21 protein-coding genes and 1 tRNA gene are annotated in these 20,301 nt (G+C 72.8%); 12 read left to right on the forward strand and 10 right to left on the reverse strand.

What is annotated here, in order from left to right; translation table 11 throughout:
- The first annotated feature begins 396 nt into the window (after positions 1-396).
- The 4 genes from IG64_RS38360 to IG64_RS05525 all read left to right on the forward strand — a co-directional run bounded on the left by IG64_RS38360 (position 397) and on the right by IG64_RS05525 (position 5,143).
- Complete coding sequence (locus IG64_RS38360; RefSeq protein WP_078883809.1) at positions 397-1,920, forward strand: eCIS core domain-containing protein; 1,524 nt, start codon at positions 397-399, stop codon at positions 1,918-1,920.
- A 161-nt stretch (positions 1,921-2,081) separates the two neighbouring features.
- Entirely contained in the window at positions 2,082-3,482 is a 1,401-nt protein-coding gene (locus tag IG64_RS05515) for an FAD-dependent oxidoreductase (protein WP_037852505.1), read from the forward strand.
- Between the two features lie 61 nt (positions 3,483-3,543).
- Positions 3,544-4,152, forward strand: coding sequence for a TetR/AcrR family transcriptional regulator (locus IG64_RS05520; RefSeq protein ID WP_037852506.1), 609 nt, complete (start codon positions 3,544-3,546; stop codon positions 4,150-4,152).
- A 34-nt stretch (positions 4,153-4,186) separates the two neighbouring features.
- Complete coding sequence (locus IG64_RS05525) at positions 4,187-5,143, forward strand: DMT family transporter (protein WP_051812389.1); 957 nt, start codon at positions 4,187-4,189, stop codon at positions 5,141-5,143.
- Here the strand turns inward: IG64_RS05525 and IG64_RS05530 are convergent.
- The 3 genes from IG64_RS05530 to IG64_RS05540 all read right to left on the reverse strand — a co-directional run bounded on the left by IG64_RS05530 (position 5,082) and on the right by IG64_RS05540 (position 6,535).
- Positions 5,082-5,468, reverse strand: coding sequence for a VOC family protein (locus IG64_RS05530; RefSeq protein WP_037852508.1), 387 nt, complete (start codon positions 5,466-5,468; stop codon positions 5,082-5,084). The genes IG64_RS05525 and IG64_RS05530 overlap by 62 nt on opposite strands.
- Complete coding sequence (locus IG64_RS05535; RefSeq protein ID WP_037852510.1) at positions 5,465-5,758, reverse strand: ArsR/SmtB family transcription factor; 294 nt, start codon at positions 5,756-5,758, stop codon at positions 5,465-5,467. Before IG64_RS05535 ends, IG64_RS05530 begins: the two co-directional genes overlap by 4 nt.
- A gap of 111 nt (positions 5,759-5,869) precedes the next feature.
- Positions 5,870-6,535, reverse strand: a complete 666-nt coding sequence (locus IG64_RS05540) for a TetR/AcrR family transcriptional regulator (protein WP_037852512.1) — start codon at positions 6,533-6,535, stop codon at positions 5,870-5,872.
- Positions 6,536-6,759: 224 nt separating this feature from the next.
- Here IG64_RS05540 and IG64_RS05545 point away from each other — a divergent pair, with 224 nt between their 5' ends.
- Positions 6,760-7,419 carry an SRPBCC family protein gene (locus IG64_RS05545; protein ID WP_051812393.1) on the forward strand — a complete coding sequence of 220 codons (660 nt, stop codon included), beginning with the start codon at positions 6,760-6,762 and terminating at the stop codon, positions 7,417-7,419.
- A 35-nt stretch (positions 7,420-7,454) separates the two neighbouring features.
- Here the strand turns inward: IG64_RS05545 and IG64_RS05550 are convergent, their stop codons facing one another.
- Positions 7,455-8,306 (reverse strand): LysR family transcriptional regulator, encoded by an 852-nt coding sequence (locus tag IG64_RS05550; RefSeq protein ID WP_037852514.1) that lies wholly within the window; start codon positions 8,304-8,306, stop codon positions 7,455-7,457.
- Positions 8,307-8,443: 137 nt separating this feature from the next.
- Between IG64_RS05550 and IG64_RS05555 the strand changes: the two genes are divergently transcribed.
- Both IG64_RS05555 and IG64_RS05560 read left to right on the forward strand, forming a co-directional pair.
- Entirely contained in the window at positions 8,444-8,998 is a 555-nt protein-coding gene (locus IG64_RS05555) for a cupin domain-containing protein (RefSeq protein WP_037852662.1), read from the forward strand.
- Positions 8,999-9,060: 62 nt separating this feature from the next.
- Complete coding sequence (locus IG64_RS05560; protein ID WP_037852516.1) at positions 9,061-9,423, forward strand: DoxX family protein; 363 nt, start codon at positions 9,061-9,063, stop codon at positions 9,421-9,423.
- A gap of 5 nt (positions 9,424-9,428) precedes the next feature.
- Here the strand turns inward: IG64_RS05560 and IG64_RS05565 are convergent, their stop codons facing one another.
- Entirely contained in the window at positions 9,429-9,839 is a 411-nt protein-coding gene (locus IG64_RS05565) for a VOC family protein (protein WP_037852518.1), read from the reverse strand.
- Positions 9,840-10,017: 178 nt separating this feature from the next.
- Here IG64_RS05565 and IG64_RS05570 point away from each other — a divergent pair, with 178 nt between their 5' ends.
- Positions 10,018-11,151: a helix-turn-helix transcriptional regulator gene (locus tag IG64_RS05570; protein ID WP_037852521.1), complete on the forward strand. Its 1,134-nt coding sequence runs from the start codon at positions 10,018-10,020 to the stop codon at positions 11,149-11,151.
- Positions 11,152-11,212: 61 nt separating this feature from the next.
- Here the strand turns inward: IG64_RS05570 and IG64_RS05575 are convergent, their stop codons facing one another.
- Entirely contained in the window at positions 11,213-13,804 is a 2,592-nt protein-coding gene (locus IG64_RS05575) for an ATP-binding protein (protein ID WP_078883810.1), read from the reverse strand.
- Between the two features lie 364 nt (positions 13,805-14,168).
- Between IG64_RS05575 and IG64_RS41050 the strand changes: the two genes are divergently transcribed.
- Positions 14,169-14,639 (forward strand): hypothetical protein, encoded by a 471-nt coding sequence (locus IG64_RS41050; protein WP_158771483.1) that lies wholly within the window; start codon positions 14,169-14,171, stop codon positions 14,637-14,639.
- Between the two features lie 64 nt (positions 14,640-14,703).
- Here the strand turns inward: IG64_RS41050 and IG64_RS41480 are convergent, their stop codons facing one another.
- Positions 14,704-15,138: a hypothetical protein gene (locus IG64_RS41480; RefSeq protein ID WP_199811510.1), complete on the reverse strand. Its 435-nt coding sequence runs from the start codon at positions 15,136-15,138 to the stop codon at positions 14,704-14,706.
- Between the two features lie 389 nt (positions 15,139-15,527).
- On the opposite strand from IG64_RS41480, the gene IG64_RS05595 reads away from it, so the two are divergent.
- Positions 15,528-15,812: a hypothetical protein gene (locus IG64_RS05595; protein ID WP_037852527.1), complete on the forward strand. Its 285-nt coding sequence runs from the start codon at positions 15,528-15,530 to the stop codon at positions 15,810-15,812.
- Between the two features lie 56 nt (positions 15,813-15,868).
- Here IG64_RS05595 and IG64_RS05600 read toward each other — a convergent pair.
- Positions 15,869-15,942 (reverse strand) — tRNA-Met (locus IG64_RS05600).
- Positions 15,943-16,017: 75 nt separating this feature from the next.
- Entirely contained in the window at positions 16,018-17,334 is a 1,317-nt protein-coding gene (locus IG64_RS05605; RefSeq protein WP_037852667.1) for a phosphatase PAP2 family protein, read from the reverse strand.
- Between the two features lie 413 nt (positions 17,335-17,747).
- Between IG64_RS05605 and IG64_RS05610 the strand changes: the two genes are divergently transcribed.
- Complete coding sequence (locus IG64_RS05610; protein ID WP_037852529.1) at positions 17,748-17,975, forward strand: DUF5133 domain-containing protein; 228 nt, start codon at positions 17,748-17,750, stop codon at positions 17,973-17,975.
- Positions 17,976-18,083: 108 nt separating this feature from the next.
- Here IG64_RS05610 and IG64_RS05615 read toward each other — a convergent pair whose 3' ends face one another.
- Positions 18,084-19,112, reverse strand: coding sequence for an amidohydrolase family protein (locus IG64_RS05615; protein ID WP_051812397.1), 1,029 nt, complete (start codon positions 19,110-19,112; stop codon positions 18,084-18,086).
- Positions 19,113-19,242: 130 nt separating this feature from the next.
- On the opposite strand from IG64_RS05615, the gene IG64_RS05620 reads away from it, so the two are divergent.
- Positions 19,243-20,295 (forward strand): AsnC family transcriptional regulator, encoded by a 1,053-nt coding sequence (locus IG64_RS05620; protein ID WP_037852531.1) that lies wholly within the window; start codon positions 19,243-19,245, stop codon positions 20,293-20,295.
- Positions 20,296-20,301: the final 6 nt, after the last annotated feature.

Raw genomic sequence — 20,301 nt, forward strand, 5'->3', positions numbered from 1 at the left:
GGCCGGCCCGGCCCGAGGCCGCTCCCGCGGCGGGCCCCCTTCCGGTCGGCGGCGCCCACGGTCTCGACGGCGGTGCCGCCGCCGCGGGGCGCTCGCCCTCGGGGGCCGGCGATCGTCCACGACTGGGCTGCGGTTCGACCTCACGCCCCTCCCCCCGACGGCGTCTGCCGCACCCGCGCCCACCGACGCTCGGGGAGGCCGCTTCAGCCCGACCTCCGTCCGGCCGTACGAGGCCGCAGGCCACCGGCGGAGCCCGCTCAGAGGCGGCGCCGCCCGCCGGTCCCCGTACCCCGCGTACGACATCCTGCCCCCTGCCTTGCCCGAAAGTTCCTTGCCCCCGGCGCCTGTGCCCCCGTCCCATGGAGGGAGAGCTACCGGAGGAGTGGACTGACCGTCATGCGCGCGCGCCCGCAGGAGAACTCGGAACGAGACACGGGGGCCAAGCCCGCGAGGAACCGTCCGCTGGTTCCCGCCACCCCGACGGCAGCCTCTCTCCTCGACCTCCAACGCACGGCGGGCAACACGGCCGTGGCGCGGATGCTCGACCTCGAGCGCCACAGCCACGGCCCGGGCTGCGGGCACGGGACCGCGGAGGCGGATACGGCACCGGTGCAGCGCTCCGCCGTGCACGACGTGCTGCGCACACCCGGCGCCCCGCTGGAGCCGGTGCTGCGGGCGGAGATGGAGGCCCGGCTCGGCGCGGACTTCTCGGACGTGCGCATGCACACCGACCAGGCGGCCCGGCGCTCGGCCGCCGAGATCGGTGCCCGCGCGTACACCTCGGGCAGTCACGTGGTCGTCGGCGAGGGCGGCGCCGACCGGCACACCCTCGCGCACGAGCTGACGCACGTCGTCCAGCAGCGCAGCGGACCGGTCGCCGGCACCGACCGCGGCGACGGCCTGCGCGTCAGCGACCCCGGTGACCGCTTCGAGCGCGAGGCGGAGGCCAACGCCCACCGCGCCCTGGCCGCCGCGCTCCCCGCGGCCCCGCGGGCGGAGGCGCACGAGGCCGGCGCCCCGGGCCGGGAGCAGCAGGCTCAGGCCGCCCCGGCCGTCCAGCGGGCCCCCACGTTCCACCAGACGGAACAGACCGCCGAGTCCGACCGGGACGTCGCCCTGCGGATGCTGGACCGTGTCGCCCGTACCGCCGAGCGCGTCATCATCGCCACGCAGCCGAAGGCCAAGGGCAAGTTCACCCCTCATCTGGCCGTCAACCTGCTGCCCGACGGCACCCTGGGCATCGCGGGCAACACCGGCAAGCGGCTGGTCACCGAAGAGCAGCGCCAGAAGATCGACGCCGAGGTCAGGAAGTTCGCCGACGGCAGCGCACCCAGGGCCGGTCACCACGGCTGGGGTTCGAGCTCGGGGGAGCGGCAGCGGGAGCGGCAGGACCGCAGCAAACTCCGTGCCCTGGACTCCGGATCGTACGAAGAGGTCCACACCGAGTCGCCCGAACTGTCCGCGATCCGGGAGGCGATGCACAGGCCCCTCACCTGGTTCGCCGTCGGCAGGAAGGACAAGAAGCCCGCCCAGCACGGAGAGATGACGCTCCTGGGCGAGCAGGTCGCCGCCTGGAAGCGGAACCCCGGGGACCCGAACGCGCCCCGGACGGTGCACATGGGCGGCGTCAAACTGGCCTGCCTCGCCTGCGAGTGGGCCTTCGACGCGGTCAACAAGCACATCGGCGAGCCACTCGGTTACCGGGTGGTCGCCGCCGGGGCCCACGGGCAGTTCTTCCCCAACTGGGGCATGCCCGAATGGATGCAGAGGGAGCCCGCCGTGGTCGCAGAGATGAGCGCCAAGGCACACGCGATCGGTGCCGAACTGGCCGACGGGGTGATCAAGGGCGACATGGCCGTGGGGGACTTCCACCACGACCCCGCGGATTCCGTGTCGGAGTACGAGTCGGACTCCGACTGACCTTCCGGGCGAGGTCCGCGGGCGGCCGGTGCGGGGTGGAGAGCCCGTAACAACCGTGTGGGCATGGCGCCCTGACGCTCGGTCAGGGCAGGATGGACGTCACATCGCGCCGCGATGCGGCCGCGCCGGCGGCCGTGCCCAGACCGGGGAGCCTCGACGCCATGCCCGACCGGACACCCGACCGCCTGCCCACGGCCCTGGTGGTCGGTGCGAGCGCCGCGGGCCTGTTCGCCGCGGCGGCGCTGAGCGAGTTCGCCGAGGTCACGATCGTCGAGCGGGACAGCCTCCCCGCCGGCGTCGCGCCCCGCCGCGGCGTGCCCCAGGCCCGGCACGCGCACCTGGTGTGGAGCGGCGGGGTGCGCGCCTTCGACGACCTGCTGCCCGGTGTCGTCGACGACGTCGTGGCCAGGGGCGGCCGGCTCGTCCGCATCATGGGCGACATGGTCTCGCGCGCCCCCAACGAGGTCTGGTTCCGCCGCTTCCTCGCCCCGCACCACCGCAATCTGGTCTGTTCCCGGAACCTGCTCGACGCCGTCCTGCGCGACCGGGTGCTCGCCCACCCGCGGATCACGCTCCGGCAGGCCACGACCGCCCTCGGGCCGACGGGCGACGCCCGCCGCGTCACCGGTCTGCGGGTCCGGGACACGACCGGCGAGCGCACCCTGACCGCCGACCTCGTCGTCGACGCATCGGGACGCGGCTCCCGTGCCCCGCAGTGGCTCGAAGCCCTCGGGCTCCCGCGCGTCGTCGAGCGCAGGGTCGACGCCGGCATCACCTACGCAACCCGCCTCTACCGGGCCCCCGGCACCACCGCCGGCACCCGCTTCCCCCTCGTCAACGTGCAGGCCAACCCGGCGAAGGCACCGGGCCGGGGCGGCATCGTCCTGCCCGTCGAGGGCGGCCGCTGGATCGTCACCCTCGCCGGGACCCGCGGCGGGGAGCCGACCGGCGACCCGGACGCCTTCGTGGAGTTCGCCCGGCGCCTGGGAGACCCCGTCATCGCCAGACTGATCGAGCAGGCCGAAGCCGTCGGCGGCGTCACCGTGACCCGCGGCACGGCCAACCAGCGCCGCCACTACGAGAAGATGCGGCGCCGGCCCGACGGATTCCTGGTCGTCGGTGACGCCGTCGCCGGCTACAACCCCGTGTACGGCCACGGACTGACCGTGGCGGCACAGAGCGCCGCCGCCGTCCGCGACCTGCTGCGCGGAACCGGCTTCCCGGTCCCCGGCGGCATGCGTCGCCTCCAGCGTGCCGCCACCCGCCCCGTCTCGGCCGCCTGGAACCTCGCGGTCGGACAGGACGCCTTCTATCCGGACGCCACCGACACCGCGCCGAGCCCCGCACAACGGCTCCTCGCGCGGTACGTCGACCGGGCGGTGGCCACGGGAGCCCGCAACCCCCGCGCCCTGAGCGCCCTGCTGGACGTCATGAGCCTGGAGGAACCGGCCACCCGCCTGTTCGCACCCGACATGCTGCTCCCCATGCTGTTCGGGCCCAGGAAGAAGCACCTGACGGGACCGCCGCTGACGGAGGCGGAGTGGGAGGCGGCCCTGCCGTAGACCGCTCCAAGCCGCCTCTCACTAGGTAGACTGACCTACCTAGTGAGAGGGGTGGTCTGTGATGAGCGAGACCGGCGCCGCGGCCCCGCGGCCCACCAGGCGGCGGGGTGCCGCGCGGGAGCGGCTGCTCGCCGCCGCGTCGCGCCGCTTCTACGCGGACGGCGTGTGCGCGACCGGCATCGACACGATCACCGCCGAGGCGGGCGTGGCGAAGATGAGCCTGTACAACAACTTCTCCTCCAAGGCCGACCTGGTCAGGGCCTACCTCGATGCCCGGCACGAGGAGTGGCTCGGCCTGTACCGCCGGCGGCTGGAACGGGCCGCGGACGCCCGTGACGGCGTGCTGGCCGTCTTCGACGCCTACGCCGACCACGCGGCGTTCGCCTACGAGCACGGCTTCCGCGGCTGCGGGCTGCTGAACGCGGCGGCCGAGCTGCCCGCCGGGGACGAGGGACGGGCCGTCGTGCGCCGGCACAAGGAGGAGGTCGAGGCCCTGCTCGCCGGGCACGTCGGCCAACTGCTGCCCGGACGGCCCGAGGAGGCCCGCGCGACGGCCGAGCACCTGGCGTTCCTGCTGGAGGGCGCGATGGCACGCGCCGGACTCGAGGGCGCCGGCACGCGCCTGGAGCACGCCCGGGCGATGGCGGCGGACCTGCTGGACCGGCTGTGACCCGGGCGCCCCGGTGGCAAGGGGGTCGGTGTGCGTGCTGGTGGCGTCGGCGCTGTGGGGGACCACCGGGACGGCCGCGGCCTTCGCCCCGGGCGTGGGACCCCTCGCGATCGGGGCGGCCGCCATGGGGCTGGGCGGCCTGCTCCAGGCACTCGTGGCCGCGACGCGTATCGCCCGGCAGGCGCCGCGGCTGCGGGCACGCGGCGGCGTCGTCCTGCTCGGCGCCCTGGCGGTCGGAGCCTACCCGCTGGCCTTCTACACCTCGATGCACCTGGCGGGGGTCGCGGCCGGCACGGTCGTGTCGATCGGTTCCGCCCCGCTCGCCTCGGCCCTCGTCGAGCGGGTCGTGGACGGGCGCCGGCTGACTCGCCGCTGGACGGCCGGCGCCGCCCTGGGCCTGTCGGGTACGGCCCTGCTGTGCGCGGCCGAGGCGACGCGGGCCCACTCGGGTCCCGGCGCCCACTCCGCCGCGCCGACCGTGCTCGGGGTGGGACTGGGGCTGGTGGCCGGTCTCACCTACGCCCTGTACTCCTGGGCGGCCCACCGGCTGATCAGCGGCGGTGTCACTTCCGGTGCGGCCATGGGCACCGTCTTCGGCCTGGGCGGGCTGCTGCTCCTGCCCGTCCTGCTGGCCACCGGCGCCCCGCTCCTCGACTCGTGGTCCCATGCGGCTGTCGGGGCCTACCTGGCGCTGGTGCCCATGTTCGCCGGTTACGTGCTGTTCGGCTGGGGCCTCGCGCATGTCCCGGCGAGCACCGCGACCACGCTCTCACTGCTGGAGCCCGCGGTCGCCGCCGTCCTGGCCGTCCTGGTGGTCGGCGAACGCCTGCCCCTGCCGGGCTGGGCCGGGATCGCCGCGGTCGTCGGCTGCCTCGCCGTGCTCACCGTGCCGGCCCGGGCCGCCCGTACCCCCCGGCCGGCCGCCGCACTCACTTGTACTGGGCGAGCTGAATCAGGTTGCCGCACGTGTCGTCGAGCACCGCTGTGGTGACCGGACCCATCTCCACCGGCTCCTGGGTGAAGCGCACCCCCAGACCGCGCAGCCGGTGGAACTCGGCGTGCACGTCCTCGACGGCGAAGGAGGTGAGCGGGATGCCGTCCGCGACCAGCGCGGTCCGGTACGGCTCCACCGCGGGGTGGCTGTCGGGTTCCAGCACCAGTTCCGTGCCGTCGGGGTCCTCCGGCGACACCACGGTCAGCCACCGGTGCTCGCCGAGCGGGACCTCGGCCTTCTTCACGAAGCCCAGCACCTCGGTGTAGAAGCGCAGGGCCTTGTCCTGGTCGTCGACGAAGACGCTGGACAGGTGGATCTTCATGGAGTGCTCTCCGGCGCATCGGGCCTGAGCCATCGGGTCATGATGTCCTCAAGCGGTGCGGTGTTCAGGTCGTGGAACTTGTAGCGGCCCTCGCGGCGCACCCGGACCAGGCCCGCGGCTTCCAGCACGGCCAGGTGCTGGCTGACCGCCTGGCGGGACAGTCCCAGGCCGTGCCTGGCCGTCAGGCGCCCGCACATCTCGAACAGGGACTGCCCGTCCCGTTCCGCCAGCTCGTCGAGGATGCGCCGGCGGGTGGGGTCGGCCAGCGCCTTGAAGACATCTTCCGGCACGGTCCCACGATAGGCAAGTCGCCGCTTGCCTGACAATCTCCGGGCCGGTGCCGGCCGTGTCCCGGGTGCGCGCGGGGGAAGCCGCCGACGCCGAGCGTGGTCCGTCCCGGGTCAGGTCCGCGTCCGGTCGCGGGGGGCCGACAGGTCGTCCAGTTCGGCGGCGAAGAGCAGGGCGGGGTCGAAGCCCATGCCGGCGAAGTGGCCCGCGAGTTCCAGGGACAGCACGCCGTGCAGCCGGGTCCAGAAGACCAGGGCCCTGTGGAGGGCCGCGGGCGGAGCGGTGTGGCCGCCGGCCCACTCCCGGTGGTCCCGCAGGTGGATGCCGAACGCGGTCTCCCGGCCCTCGGGATCCCGCTCCGTGCAGGCGTCGAGCAGGAGGGCCATGATCTGGTCGGCGATCCCGGTGATGTCCTCGGGGGCGTGGTAGCCGGGGACGGGAGTGCCGTAGATGAGGAGGTACCGCTGGGGGTCCTCCAGGGCCCAGTCGCGCAGCGTGTGTGCCAGTGCGGCGAGGTCGGCCCCGGCGGCGCGGGACGCGCCGAGCGCACCGGCGAGACTGCGGTAGGCGTCCCGGACGAGTTCGGTGATCAGGTCGTCGCGGTTGGCGAAGTAGCGGTAGAGGGCGGGGCCGCTCATGCCCATCCGCTTGGCGATCGCGTTGAGGGAGAGGGCGGACACCCCCGCCGCGGCGATCTGCTCCCAGGCGTGCTCCTTGATCTCCGCGCGGACCTGGACGCGGTAGCGCTCGCGCGGGTTCTGCGGGTCCGGCTTCTCCATGGCGTGCCTCCCGCCTCCTGTCCCGGGTCCTGGCGCGCCGCCGGCCGGGCCTGAGTCCGAGGCGGCTGCGAACGCGGTCGCCGCCCGTGCGCGGCTACGCTCTCAAGGTTTCGTTAGAGGCTATCACCAAGGCTGTTGACCTCTCACTCGACATAGCGTTATAACTTCTAACGATCGCGCCACCATCTAGCTCATCCTGTCGCCCCGCCCACGAGAGGGTCACCATGCCGGGCAAGCCTCGTAAGTCCCGTACTCGCCGCAGCGCCGTCCGTGCCGCCCTGCCCACCGTCCCGCTCGTCACCGGTGCGCTCGGCACCGCGGTCGTGCCCGCCGGTGCCGCCCCGCAGCAGCACGCCGCGTCCCTCACCTGCCAAGGGCAGGGCGTCGACCCGGACGCGCGCGTCCGCCACCGGACCGAGACCGTGATCCACGCACCGTTGCGCACCGTCTGGAAGCTCCAGACCGACGTCGAACGATGGCCCGCCTGGCAGGCTTCCGTGACGAGCGCGGAACGCCTCGGCCGCGGCCCCTTCCGGCCGGGCTCGGCGTTCCGGTGGGTCACCCCGGTGCCCCCGAACCCGGCGACCGGCGCCACCAGGCTCGACATCACCTCGACCGTCCGGCAGCTCAGGTACGGCTCCTGCGTCCGCTGGACCGGCCCCGCGGTCGGTGAGGGCCTGCGCATCGACGGCGTCCACGTATGGACCTTCACCAGGGTCCGGGGCGGTGTCCGGGTACGGACCGAGGAGACCCACACCGGTCCTCAGGTCGACGCCGACGTCCCCGAGGCGACCGAGATCCTCCGCCAGGGTCTCGAAGCGTGGCTGACCGATCTGAGGACGGCGGCCGAAGCACGCTCGGGCGGGGCCGGTCAGCCGTCGTGATGCCTGCCGGGCGGCAGGCCGTCGCGGTGCGCCGCTCAGCGCCGGTAGGCGGCCACCGCGAGCCGTACGAACGACCGGATCAACGGGTTCGTCTCCCCCTCGTTCCACGCGACCACCGCGGGGTTCGGCGGTATCCCGGTCAGCGGTACGACGGTCAGCCCCTCCGGCACCTCGTGGTCCACCAGGGTCATGCCCACCGTGCCGTTCCACAGGACCGCCTGCCGGCACTCGTGGACGGTCCGTACCACCGGACCTCCGCGGCGCCCGCCTCCGCTCCAGTACTCCTGCCAGAGCGGATCGGTGCCCTCCGGGAACAGGAACCAGCGGCGGCCGGCGAGTTCGGCCGGGTCCAGGCTGTCGCGGCCGGCCAGCGGATCATCGGCGCGCAGCAGCGCGCCCACCGGATCGGCGCGCAACGTCCGCACCTCCAGGCCGGTTTCGTCGAACGGCCCGCGGGTCAGGGCGACGTCGACCAGCCCCGCGTGCAGTCCGCAGGTGGGGTCGGTCAGATCGGTGTCGCGGACCCGGACCTCGACGTGCGGGTGCCGCAGGCGGTAGGCGTCGGCCAGCCGCGCCGCCGCCGGGTCGCCGCTGTCCCCGAGGATGCCGATCGTGACGGTGGCGGCGCCCGCGGCGGCGGCCACGCGGGCGCCGGCCCGGTCGGCCCGGTCCAGCAGGGCCCGAGCCTCCTCCAGCAGGACCGCCCCGACCGCGGTGAGCGTGACACCGGCGGAAGACCGGACGAACAGCGGGGCGCCCACCTCGGCCTCCAGACGTCTGATCGCCCGGCTCAGCGGAGGCTGGCTCATGTGCAGCCGGGCGGCGGCCCGCCCGAAGTGGAGTTCCTCGGCGACCGCCACGAAATAACGCAGCGTGCGTAGCTCCATGGTGCAACGATACCCAGACGGTATCGAGGCGCCGGAACGGGTCTTGGACAGGTGCGGCGCCCCGGCAGTGGAATCGAGACATGAACGCCGAACCCGCCACCGCCGAACCCGCCACCGCCGAACCCGCCACCGGCGACATGACCGCCGAACCGACCGCCGCTCCGTCCGGCGCCGGCCCCGCCGTGTCGGTGGTCGGACCGGACGACGGAGAGACGATCCTGCTCGGCACCACACGCCTGCGGATCCTCGAGGACGGCAGCACCACCGGGCACCGCCTCGGCATCGCCGAGTCCGTCCTCGCGCCGCACACGCCCGGCCCCCCGCAGCACCGCCACGCCCAGCACGACGAGGGGTTCTACGTCATCTCCGGCACGGTGCGGTTCACCGTGGGGGAGAAGGACCACGACGCCACCGCGGGCACCCTCGTGATGGTGCCGCCCGGAGTCCCGCACACCTTCGCCAACACCACCGGCCGGCCCGCCGTCATGCTCAGCACCTTCACGCCGGACCTGTACGTGCAGTACTTCCGGGACCTGCGGGACATGCTCGCCGGCGGTGCCGCACCGACCCCGCAGGCGAGCATCCGGACGATGAGCCGCTACGCCACCGAGCCCGCCGTCGACTTCGCCCGGCGGCCGCCGGAGCACCACCGTCCGGCCGCCGGCGCCGACCCGCACGACGAACACCGCTGAAGAGGCCCCTCCTTCCACGCCCTTGAGCCCACCCGCAACCGACAGCAGCGACGAACGGGACGATGAACGCCGCATATTGGATCCTTGCAAGCCTGCTCGCGCTCTTCTACCTCTACGGGGGCGCACTGAAAGCGACCCGGAGCCGCGAGCGGCTCCGGCCGATGATGGCGTGGGTGGACAGCATGCCGATGCCCGTGGTCAGGGCCCTCGGACTGACCGAGGTGCTCGGCGCGTTCGGGCTGGTCCTCCCTCCGCTGACCGGTGTCGCTCCGTGGCTCGCGACGGTCGCCGCCGTCGGGTTCGTGGTCCTCCAGATCGGTGCGACCAGGGTGCACCTGAGCCGCGGCGACCGCCGCATCGCCCTGAACATCACACTGCTGCTCACCGCCGCCGTGACCGTCTGGCCGGCGACGGGGTGGCTCTGACGCCGCTACGCCCGCTGCCTGCGTCCGAACTTCTCGACGGCGGCGGGCGTGACCGGCGTGAAGAAGTTGACGAGGTTGCCGTCCGGATCGCGGAACAGCAGGGACCGGTTCCCCCACGGCATGGTGGTGGGTCCGCCGACCACGTCATCGAGGAGGCCGGCGAGGTTCTCGTGGACCCGGTCGACGTCGTCGACCAGGAACTCGATGATCACGCTGTGGTTGTCGGCCGGGCGGGCGGAGTCCGGCGCGAAGAGCGGGACGGTGCGGGTACTGGCGATGGCGAGGGTCGCACCGGGGGTGCGGACCTCGGCGAAGTCCTCGGTGGCCCAGACCGCCGTCGTACCGGTCGCCTTCTCGTAGAAGCCGACCAGGCGTGCCACATCGCCGGTGATGACGCGGACCGAGACGAAGTCCATGGTGTTCTCCCTTGCTCGACCGGTGGATCCGTCCACCGGTGGCTCTGCTGACGAGCGGCCCCGCCGACCCCGGGTCCCGGTGACGGGATGTTCGGCGGCGGGGATTTCCGTTGCGTCTCCGAAGGTAGGACAAATAGAGGACAGAAACGGTCCAGTATTCTCGCTTTAGACTCGTCCCATGTCCCGACCCACCGGCCGCGTCCTGACTCTTCTGGAACTGCTGCAGTCGGGCGGCGTCCGGACCATGGCCGAACTCGCCGACCGCCTCGGCGTCGACCCGCGCACCGTGCGCCGGTACGTGGACCACCTGGTCGACCTCGACGTGCCGGTCGAGGCGGTGCGCGGCCGCTACGGCGGCTACCGGCTCGCACCCGGTCACCGGCTGCCCCCGCTCATGCTGAGCGACGACGAGGCGCTCGCCGTGCTGCTCGGCCTCGCTGTCGCACGCCGGTCGGGACCGGCGGCGACGGCGGTCACCGCAGGTGAGACGGCGGCGGCCAAGATCCGGCGGGTACTGCCCGAGCGCGTCGCCCGCCGGCTCGACACGGTGCTGGGGTCCCTCGCCTTCACGGCGCCGCCCGGCGAGTTCGCGGTACCCGACCCCTCGGTCCTGCTGACCCTCGCCGACGCGGTGCGCCACGGCCGGCCCGTCTCGGTCAAGTACACCGACCGCAACGGCAGGCGCAGCGACCGCACGCTGCACCCGTACGGGCTCGTGGCCCACTCGGGCCGGTGGTACGTCACCGGCGCCGATCCGGGCATCGGCGAGGACCGTACCTTCCGGCTCGACGGCATCACCGACGCGCGGACCCTGCCCGGCTCGTTCGAGGCCCCGGCCGGTCCCGACCCGGCCCAGCGCGTCCTGACCGGGTTCGCCACCGCCGCGTACCGGCACGAGGTGACGCTGCGGATCCATGGGACGCCGGAGCAGATCCGGGCCCGGTTCCCCGCCGCCCTCGCCAACCTGGAGGAGCTGGACGCCGCGCCGGACGCGGACCTGACGCCGGAACCGGACCCGGTGCCGGACTCGGCCTCCGGGCCGGTCCCGCTTCCGGAGCCGGACCCGCTCGCCGGGCCGCCCTCGCGCCCAGGGCTCTCCTCGGGCTCCGGGCCGCCCTCGGGCTCCGGGCCGGACGCCGCTCCCTCCGCCGCCCGGTGGTTCCGCGTCGCATTGCGGGTCGAGCGGCTCGACTGGCTGCCCGGACTGCTGGCCTCGCTCGACCGGCCGTTCGTCATCGAACGCCCCGGCGAACTGCGCGACCTCGTGGCCGCGCTCGCCGACCGCCTGGCGCACCACGCCCGCCGCACCTGACCGGCGAGGCAGCGCCCGCCGGGCCCCTGCCGGGCGAGGCGGCGTGCTCCGGACCGCTCCTCTACCGGCGCTCGGAGTGATGGAGTTTGCGGGCGGCCTCGTGACGGTTGTGGACGCCGAGTTTGTTCAGCACCGCGCCCACGTGGTGCCCGGCCGTCTTGGGCGTGATGTAGAGGCGGGCGGCGATCTCGGCGTCCGCCAAACCCTCGTTCAGCAGCTTCAGTACGTCCAGCTCCCGGTTGGTCAGTCCGTACGGATTGGCCCGTGTGGCCGCTCGGGGGCCCCGCCGTACCGGGCGGACGCCTCGGGCCCGCATCAGGGCGCGGGTGTACGCGACGGCCGGCCGCGCCCCGAGGCCCTCGAAGGCGTCCAGGGCCTGGTCCAGCGCGCCCGCGTCCCCGGACAGACGCGCCAGCGCGGCGTCGTGGGGACAGCCGAGCCGCTCCCAGTGTTCCGCGGCGCCCGCCCAGTCGCCGGCCAGCTCCAGCGCGTACGGCTCGGCCGCAGGAACCCCCGGGGGAGTGCCCCCGGCGCGACGGATCCAGCAGGCCAGCGGCCCGGACAGCCAGGGATGGCTGCGCTCCTCCAGCGCGGCCAGCCCGCGTCGTGCCTCCGCCTGCACCCTCTCCTGATCACCGGCGAGCCAGGCCGCCTCGACCCGGGCCTCCCAGCCCGGACCCGTGTCCAGCAGACAGCCGGGGTCGACCAGGCCCGCCGCCTGCTCCAGCAGGGGCCACACCTGCCCCTTGCCCTGGCGGGCCCGCACCAGCCCCAGCACGGTCAGCGCCAGGGCCCGGACGACCGGCGGCGAACCGGGATGGCGCAGGACCTTCTGCGCGGCGCCGGCGGCCTGGGGCCACAGGCCGCGGTTCAGCAGTCCCCAACTGTCCCAGGCCTGCGTCCACAGCAGGTAGGTCAGCAGGTCACGGTCGAGGCAGTAGGCCTCCGCCCGGCCCACGGCCGCGGTGGTCCGGGCGGCGTCGCGCCGCAGTGCGCTGAACCAGGCCATGATGACCGTCAAGAGGGCCGCGTCCACCGGCAGGTCCTGTGCGATGGCGCTCGCCACCGCCTGCTCGCAGTCCTCCCAGCCGTCCTCCTGGCACAGCAGCCGCGCCGCCGCGGTATGGAAACGCGCCTGGACGACCACGCCCGCGTCGCCGAAGCGTTCGCCGAGCGCGGTCGCCTTCTCGGCGTACGCGGCCGCCACCGGCACCGGGGCGTGCTCGTAGCAGGCCAGCTGGCACAGGTTCAGGTATGCCCCGGCCAGCTCCCGGCTTGGCCGCAGCCGCTCGAGCACCCGCACCGCGTCCAGGCCGGTCCGCCCGGCCTCGGCGGTGCGCCCGGCCGGCCACAGCCAGGACGACAGCCAGCGCAGGTCGTCGCCCTCGCGCAGCCGGTCACCCAGCTCATGACGCAGCCCCACCGCCGCGCGGCGGGAAGCGATCCCGTCGTCCAGTCTGCTGGACAGCAGGCACGCCCGCGAATGGCCCTCCAGCAGGGCCGCCCGCCGGCCTGGCGGCAGGCGGTCGGCGTGGCGCAGGGAACGGGCGTACTGGGCGGCCGCCTCGCGGTGCGCGCCCAACGCGGCGGCGCGGGCGGCCGCCGCGGGGGCGTACTCCAGCACGGCCGCCGGATCCCTTGCGGCCTCGGCGTGATCGGCCAGCAGCGCGAGGTCGTCCACGGCGACGGGACCTGATCGCATGGCCGCCAGTACGTCCCGGTGCACGCGCAGCCGGCGGGCGGCGGGGACGGCCTCCAGCACCGCCCGCCGGGTCAGTTCATGGCGGAACTCGCTCACCTGCCCGTCGGTGCGGACGACCCCGCAGGCGACGGCCTCCTCCAGCGCCCCCTCCGCGTCCGGCAGGATGCCGGTCAGCAAGGGCAGCGAGACCCGGGAGCCCAGGACGGCCAGCACGTCGACCACCGTGCGGGTCGCGGCCGAAAGGCCCGCCAAACGTCCGGCGACGGCCTCACGCACCGTCGCCGGGATCGCCTCTGCCGGGGCGGCGAGGATCTCGGCGACGATGAACGGATTGCCCGCGGAGACCTGGTACAGCTCTTCGGCGTCGATGGCGTGTCCTGCGGCGAGCCGGGCCACGGCCCGTCGGCTCAGCGGGGCCAGGTCGTGGCGGTGTACCCACGGATAGCGGGCGAGAGTGCCGAGGAGCGCGGTGAGATCGTGGGTGCGCCCGATCTCGTCGTCGCGGTAGGTGGCGACCACCAGCGCGGGGACCTCCGGCAGGCGCCGGGCCAGGTAGCGCAGCAGGTCCATCGTCGCTTCGTCGGCCCAGTGGACGTCCTCCACGACCAGCAGACTGGGGCAGACGCTCAGGTCGGCCAGGAGGCGGTCGAAGACCTCGTCGGCGCGGCAGGCGCCGGCCAGCGCACGGGTCAGTGCCGTGCGCACGGCCCGGCCCAGGCGGGGGGCGAAGTCCATCACGGGGCCCAGCGCGCGGGGGGTGGACAGCGGGTCGCAGGCCCCGACCAGGACCCGGATGTGGGGATCCGCCATCTGGGCCAGACGGTGCACGACGGTGGTCTTGCCGATGCCGGCCTCGCCGCGCACAAGGGCAACGCCCCCAGGACCGCTTACGGCCTCGTGCAGGTGACCGGTGAGGTCCTGGAGCACAGCCTCTCGCTCCAGCAGGTCCATCACCAGCCAGTTTCCCTCCGGGGCCAAAGCCGCGCAAAAGATCCAGACGGGTCAGGTCAGGCCGACCGGTGGGGTGGCGTCATGGGATGCCGGGATGAAAGGTGGGGGATGCCCGGGTGGAAGATGGGGGGCTCGCCCGATGCGTCCCCCGGCCGCGGCGTGGAACGCTGTCGAAAGAGTTCCAGAACCCGGGGCTCCCGGTTCGCGGCTCGAAACAGGCCCGTGCAGAGCATGCCGACCTACCCCGCCTTCGAAATGCCTGCGGCAGTGAATTCAGCCCGGCAGTGAAAGGCGTCTCCGGCTGCCGTCGCCTTTCGGACTGTCCGCCTATCGGCAGGGATCCGCCTCATCGGAAAGAATCGTCATGATCAAGCACATCGCAAAGCGTACGGCGCTGCTGACCGCATCGGCTGCCCTGGCCGCTGGTGGCGCGCTGGCGCCCTCCGCCGCCTTCGCCTCCCCGGAACCCGCAGGCACCCATGCGACAGTGCCGTACGACAACGGCCACCACGGGCACGGTAACGGCAAGAGGCAGAACAACAACAACAATAACAACAACAACGGCAGGGGAGCGAACAACAACAACAATAACAACAACAACGGCAGGGGAGCGAACAACAACAACAATAATAACAACGGCGGAGGTGGGAACAACAACAATAATAACAACAACAACGGGGGAGGGGCGAACAACAACAATAATAACAACAATAACGGCGGGGGAGCGAACAACAACAACAATAACAACAATGGCGGAGGTGGGAACAACAACAACAACAATAACAACAACAACGGGGGAGGGGCGAACAACAACAATAATAACAACAACGGCTGAACTTCAGCAGTCCGGCCGGGTGGGATCACCCGGCCGGACCTGCATGTCTGCGGCAGTGCGCGATTCACGACCCCGCGTTCTGATTGCAGTTGATGTTCTGCGTTCCGCTGAAGGTGTTGCCCTGGCCGACCTGCCCCATCGGGTAGCAGACCTGAATGATTGACGTGGTACCCAGGATCGAGAGGAGCCCGCCGCCCTGGCCCTGGGTGGTACCGACATTGTTGTTATTGTTGTTGTTCACCTCGCCAGTGCCGTTGTTGTTATTGTTGTTGTTCACGCCTCCGTTGTTGTTGTTATTGTTGTTGTTGTTGTCTCGCACGGCGGTGCAGCTGTCTCCCAGCCCGACCTGTTCCAGCGGGAAACAGGCGTCGAGGAGGGACCTGGCGCCCACGAGCGAGAGGATTCCTCCGTCGCCCTGCGCCTGGGCGCCCCCGCTGCTGAAAAGCACCGCTGCCGCCGCAGCGACACTGATCGTGGCAAAACGCTTCCTGAGCCTCACTCGACCGACCTTTCGTCGTCCTGTCGCCGAACCCTGAGTTGCAGTGGTCAGGATGGCGACGGCAGGCGTGGGGCGATCACAAGGCACGCTGCGGTCCGCTTCTTTTCCCCCGTACAGCCGCTCCGTCGGCGCAGCCGCCGCCGGGTCCGGCTCCGCTTTGGGTGTGGTCCTGAAGATCTCCCGGACGGCTGGTACGCGGTGTGCCGGCCCGGAAGTGTCGTGTCCCGGCCAGCACGTCCGGGACACGCGTCATCCGTGCCGCCTCATGTGCCGCTCTGGGCGTCCCGTTCACCTCTCGACGCGCCGATCACGGCCGGTTCGCGTTCTTGCCGCCCGGTCGGGGTGCCGTCACCGTCGACATGTCCGCTTGTCGATGGAAGGGATTCCACTTGGCCGCACCCGCCGCCCCAGGTCCGCAGAACCGCCTCGACGAATGGCAGGGCCAGATCCTTCTGGGCCTTGCCCGGCTGATACAGAACATGCTGGCCGGCCGGCGCAAGCGGCTGGACGTCGCCCTGCGCAACTGGGCCATGCGCGGCGCCCACGCCCACGGCGTCGACCCGCGCGTGATCACCCGGGCGGTCGGGCTGAGCGACGCACAGGTGCGCAAGGCGCTGGGCGGCGGAAAGCCCGGCGGCGAGCAGAAAAACGGTGAGCAGAAAAACGGCGGGTAGCAAAGGCGAGCAGAAAACAGTGAAGGCCCGGCGGAAACCGGGCCTTCACTTTCTCGTAGCGGGGACAGGATTTGAACCTGCGACCTCTGGGTTATGAGCCCAGCGAGCTACCGAGCTGCTCCACCCCGCGTCGACACCGTGAACTGTACGGCATCGGCCCGCCCAGGGCGAACCGGGTCCGGTTCACGGTCCGGGATGCCCCGGTTCAAGCCGGTTCGGGCTGCGGTTCGGCGGCCTGGGAGTCGGGGGAGTCGTGCTGGCCCGAGCGCGGTCCCGGCAACGGAGCCGGCACCGGCTGCGCGTCCCACGGCTTGGTGGTCCGCACGTAGAAGAAGATCACCGATCCCATCGCCACGATGAGGAGCGGTCCGAACAGCCACGGGAGATCGGCCATCTGCCGCGGGAGCCAGCGGTAGGCCACCAGGAGCGCGGTGAAGACCGTGGCGCCGTAGGCGACGAACCGGACGCCCGAGCGGTCCCACCCGCGTGCGAACGCGCGCATCGCCGCCTCGACCGTGAGCGCGAACACCACCCCGGCGACGAGGTCCGAGCCGTAGTGGTAGCCGAAGCCGAGCGTCGCGGTGAGGGTGGCGACCAGCCAGAACGCGCCCGCGAAGCGCATCGCCCGGGAGCCCTTGCGGGAATGGATGAAGAGCGTCATCGCCCAGGCCGTGTGCAGACTGGGCATGCAGTTGCGCGGGGTGATCTCGTCGAACGGGATCGCGTGCGGGACGCCGATCGGCGGCATGGTGTGGGGCCACAGATCGGCCGTGGCCCAGTGACCGCCGTCGGCGCCGTAGGCGAAGACCGGTCCGACGACCGGGAAGATCATGTAGACGGCCGGCCCCAGCAGACCGATGACCAGGAAGGTCCGCACCAGGTGATGGGCCGGGAAGCGGCGCTCGGCGGCCACGTGACGCAGCTGGTACAGCCCCACGAGGGCCGCCGCCAGCGGGAGCTGGCCGTACACGAGGTGGAGACCGTGGGAGCCGATCGGCCCGCTGGCCTCCACGAGCCGCCCCACCAGCCACGACGGGTTGCCCAGCGCGTGGTCGGCGGTCGCCACGTACTGGTCGAGCACCTGCGGGCGGGTTTTCGACGTGATCAGCAGCCAGGTGTCGCCGGTCTTGTGGCCGGCGACCAGCAGCAGCGCCAGCCCGACGCCCTTCAGGAGCAGCGCGCGCTCCTGGCCGGTACGGCGGGTGACGGCGAGGACCGCGCAGCCGAGCACCACCCACAGGGCGCCGTTGCCGAAGCTCAGCTGTGCTCCGGCCAGCCACCGCACCAGGAGGAAGACGAGGTCGACACCGATCGCCGCGCCGGCCGCGATGAGCCGTTGCCGCCAGGTGAGCACCACCATGAGCAGTGCCAGGCCGGCGTACAGCAGCGGGCCGGAACTGGGAGCGAAAATCACCTCCCGTGCCTGGTTGGTGAGGGGCCCCCGCAGGCCGTAATGGCGCGCGGCGAACTCCAGGGCCACGAGGAACCCGAGGGTCACCACGCCCGCCGCGGCCCACAGCAGCAACCGGGGCTGACGCCACGCCGCGGACGCGGGATCACCGTTCGTCCGCGGGGATATTCGTGTCGATGTGTTCTTCAATTGTTTGGCCCATGCGGTAGACGGTGGACAAAGGTCTCGCTCATCGTGCTGCTCGGTACGCTTCTCCGGTGAAGAACGGGCGATCGGGGCGATCGTCGCGAGTTCGAACATGCTAACGGCAGGTGTGCGCCGGCTCCGCCGGTCCCGGAGACGGGCGCGGGTTCGCCGGTCACGGAGGGCGCGGGACGAGGTGCTCCCACCCCCGGCACCGGTCCGGTGAGGGCGGAGGGCGGCCGCGAAGACGAGGGAGACGGAGGGGGAATGGGGTCCCGGGGGCCGGGGCACACGGGTCGTCGTATCACCCCTGTGGACCACCGCGACGAGGGAGACTCCCGATGCTCATGGCACACCCCACCGTGCTCAGGAACCTGATCGAGCAGTACGACACGCTGCGGATCCTGCACGCCGAGGAGGGCAGCCCGGAGGTGCGCCGGCGGATGGAGGACATCGCTTACACGCTCTGCGTCTCCACCGGGACCCGGGACGTCGACGCGGCCCTGATCGCGGCCCGCCACCAGCTTCCCGGCGCCCGCCCGCAGGACGACTCCCTGGTGTCCGCGTAAGGCCGGCCTCGTCAGGCCGTCCGCCTGGGCGCGCCGGAACGGGACGGGGAGGCCGGGCCGCGTGGCACCCCCCCGGCCGCCCGCCGCCCCCTGCGGGCGGCGTCCACGTCAACTCCGCCGTGTGCCCGCCCCCTGGGCGCCGGAAGCCGAGGGAGCCGGTGCGAGGCCGTAGAGCTTCTCGGCGTTGGTGTGGGCGATCCTCGCCTGGTCCTCCTGGGACAGCGTGTCCAGGAAGCCGGCGACCGCGGCGGCGTCGATCCGGTGGAACGGGTAGTCCCCGGACAGCAGAACGCGGTCCGCGCTCGTGTGCTCCAGTGCGTGGCGCAGCAGCCGCGGGCTCAGCATGCCGCTGGTCGCGATGTGGATGTTCGTCCTGAAGTACTCGGCGACCCGCTGCCGCAGACCGGGCGCGAGGCCGGAGAGCCGGTCGGCCCTGTCGAGCCAGAACAGGAGCAGTTCGCCCCAGTGCCCCAGGACCACCTGCAGGTCCGGGTGGCGGTCGAACGTGCCGCGCAGGATGAGCCGGAGCGCCGCCAGTCCGGCCTCGACGTGCCACCCCCAGCCGAAGGTTGCGAGGCCCAGGCTCAGGTCGGGGCCGAAGCCGCCGTACGACGCCTCGCGGACCGCGTCCGGGGGGATCTGCGGGTGGAGGAAGACCGGCCGGCGCAGCGCGGCGGCGGTGGCGAGCACCTCGTCGTAGGCCGGGTCGTCCAACGGGCGGTCGCCGCAGCGGCCGTAGGACATGATTCCCACGTGGCCGGGCAGGTCCGCGGTGCGCCGCAGCTCCGTCAGCGCCGCGTCCGGGTCCGACATCGGCAGGGTCGTCATCGCCCTCAGCCGGTCCGGGTGGCGCCGGACGGCCTCGCCGGCACGGTCGTTGGCGGCGCGGCTCAGCGCCACCGCCTCGCGGGCCGGGAGTCCGTGGGTGCCCGGAGGGGCGAGCGCGAGGACCTGGACGTCGACGCCGGCCGCGTCCATCGCCTCCACGCGCCCGGCGCCGATGTCGAGCAGACGCGCCGGGACGTCCCTCCGGTCGTTCAGCGCCACGCTCTCGTCCCGCGCTCCCACGGGCCGCTCGCGCAGTGCCCGGTCGAGTTCGGGGGTGGTCCAGTGTTCTTCGATGGCGATGACTCTCATGGCACTCCTGCACACCGCTGAAGGCGGTCACGACCGTCGCGTCGTGCCGCTGTCCGTCGTACGGCTGCAAGCCTCGGCCACGCGCGGCGCGTGACCGCCGGGAAACGGCGCGGTCTGTAGTCTTGCCGTCATGACACGCCCGGGGATCGTGGATTCCGTCACTCTGGAGCCGGAGGACGTGCGAATCCTTCGCGCGCTCCAGGTCGATCCCCGTGTTCCGTTCGCGACCGTCGCGACGGTCCTGGGGCTGTCCGAGCCGACCATCGCCCGCCGCTACCGCCGCATGCGGCGCGCGGGGGTGGTCCGGGTCGTCGGGGTGGTCGACCCGGGAGCGCTCGGGCAGAGCCGGTGGATGGTGCGCCTGCGCTGCCGTCCGGGCAGCGCCGCCGCCATCGCCGAAGCGCTCGCGCGGCGCGACGACATCGGCTGGGTCGCCCTGGGTGCCGCCGGGTCCGAGATCACCTGCGCGGTGCGCTCGCGGTCGCGGGAGCAGCGCGACGATCTCCTCGGCCGCCGGCTCCCCCGTACCGCCGCCGTGCTCGACCTCCAGGCGTCGGTGGTCCTGCGTCAGTTCATCGGCGGGCGGGGGCACTACTGGGCCGCACTCGCCGGGACGCTGACCCCGGAGGAGGAGGCGGCCCTCGGGGGCGGCGGCACACCGTTCACCGAACAGCCGGTGGTGCGTGAGCGGTCCGCGCGGCCGAGCGCCGGGGACGAGGAACTGCTCGCGGCCCTCCCCGCCGACGGACGGGCCACTCTCGTCGACCTCGCGGCCGCGTCCCGTCTCACCCCGGGCCGCGTGTCCCGGCGTCTGCAGGCACTGCTCGCCGCCGGAGTGGCCTACATCGACGTGGAGATCGCGCCGCAGGCACTGGGGTTCCGGGCCCGGGCGAACCTGTGGATGCGGGTCCACCCGGCCAGGATCAAGGACGTCGGACGGGCGATGGCGCGGATGCCCGAGGTGGCGTTCGCCGCGGCGCTGTCCGGACCGCACAACCTCCAGGCCGCCGTCCACTGCCACGACCTCGACGCGCTCTTCGAGTTCACCAGCGACCGTGTCGGAACGCTCCCCGGCGTCGAGGCGCTGGAGATCAGCCCGGTCTTCCGCCAGGTCAAGCAGGCCGGGACCCGGGTGGACGGCGACCGGCTGAGCGAGCCGCCGAGCGACCGCCTCCCCCGCTGAGACGGG

Source organism: Streptomyces sp. NRRL S-340 (assembly GCF_000720185.1).
In the GTDB taxonomy this organism is placed as follows: domain Bacteria; phylum Actinomycetota; class Actinomycetes; order Streptomycetales; family Streptomycetaceae; genus Streptomyces.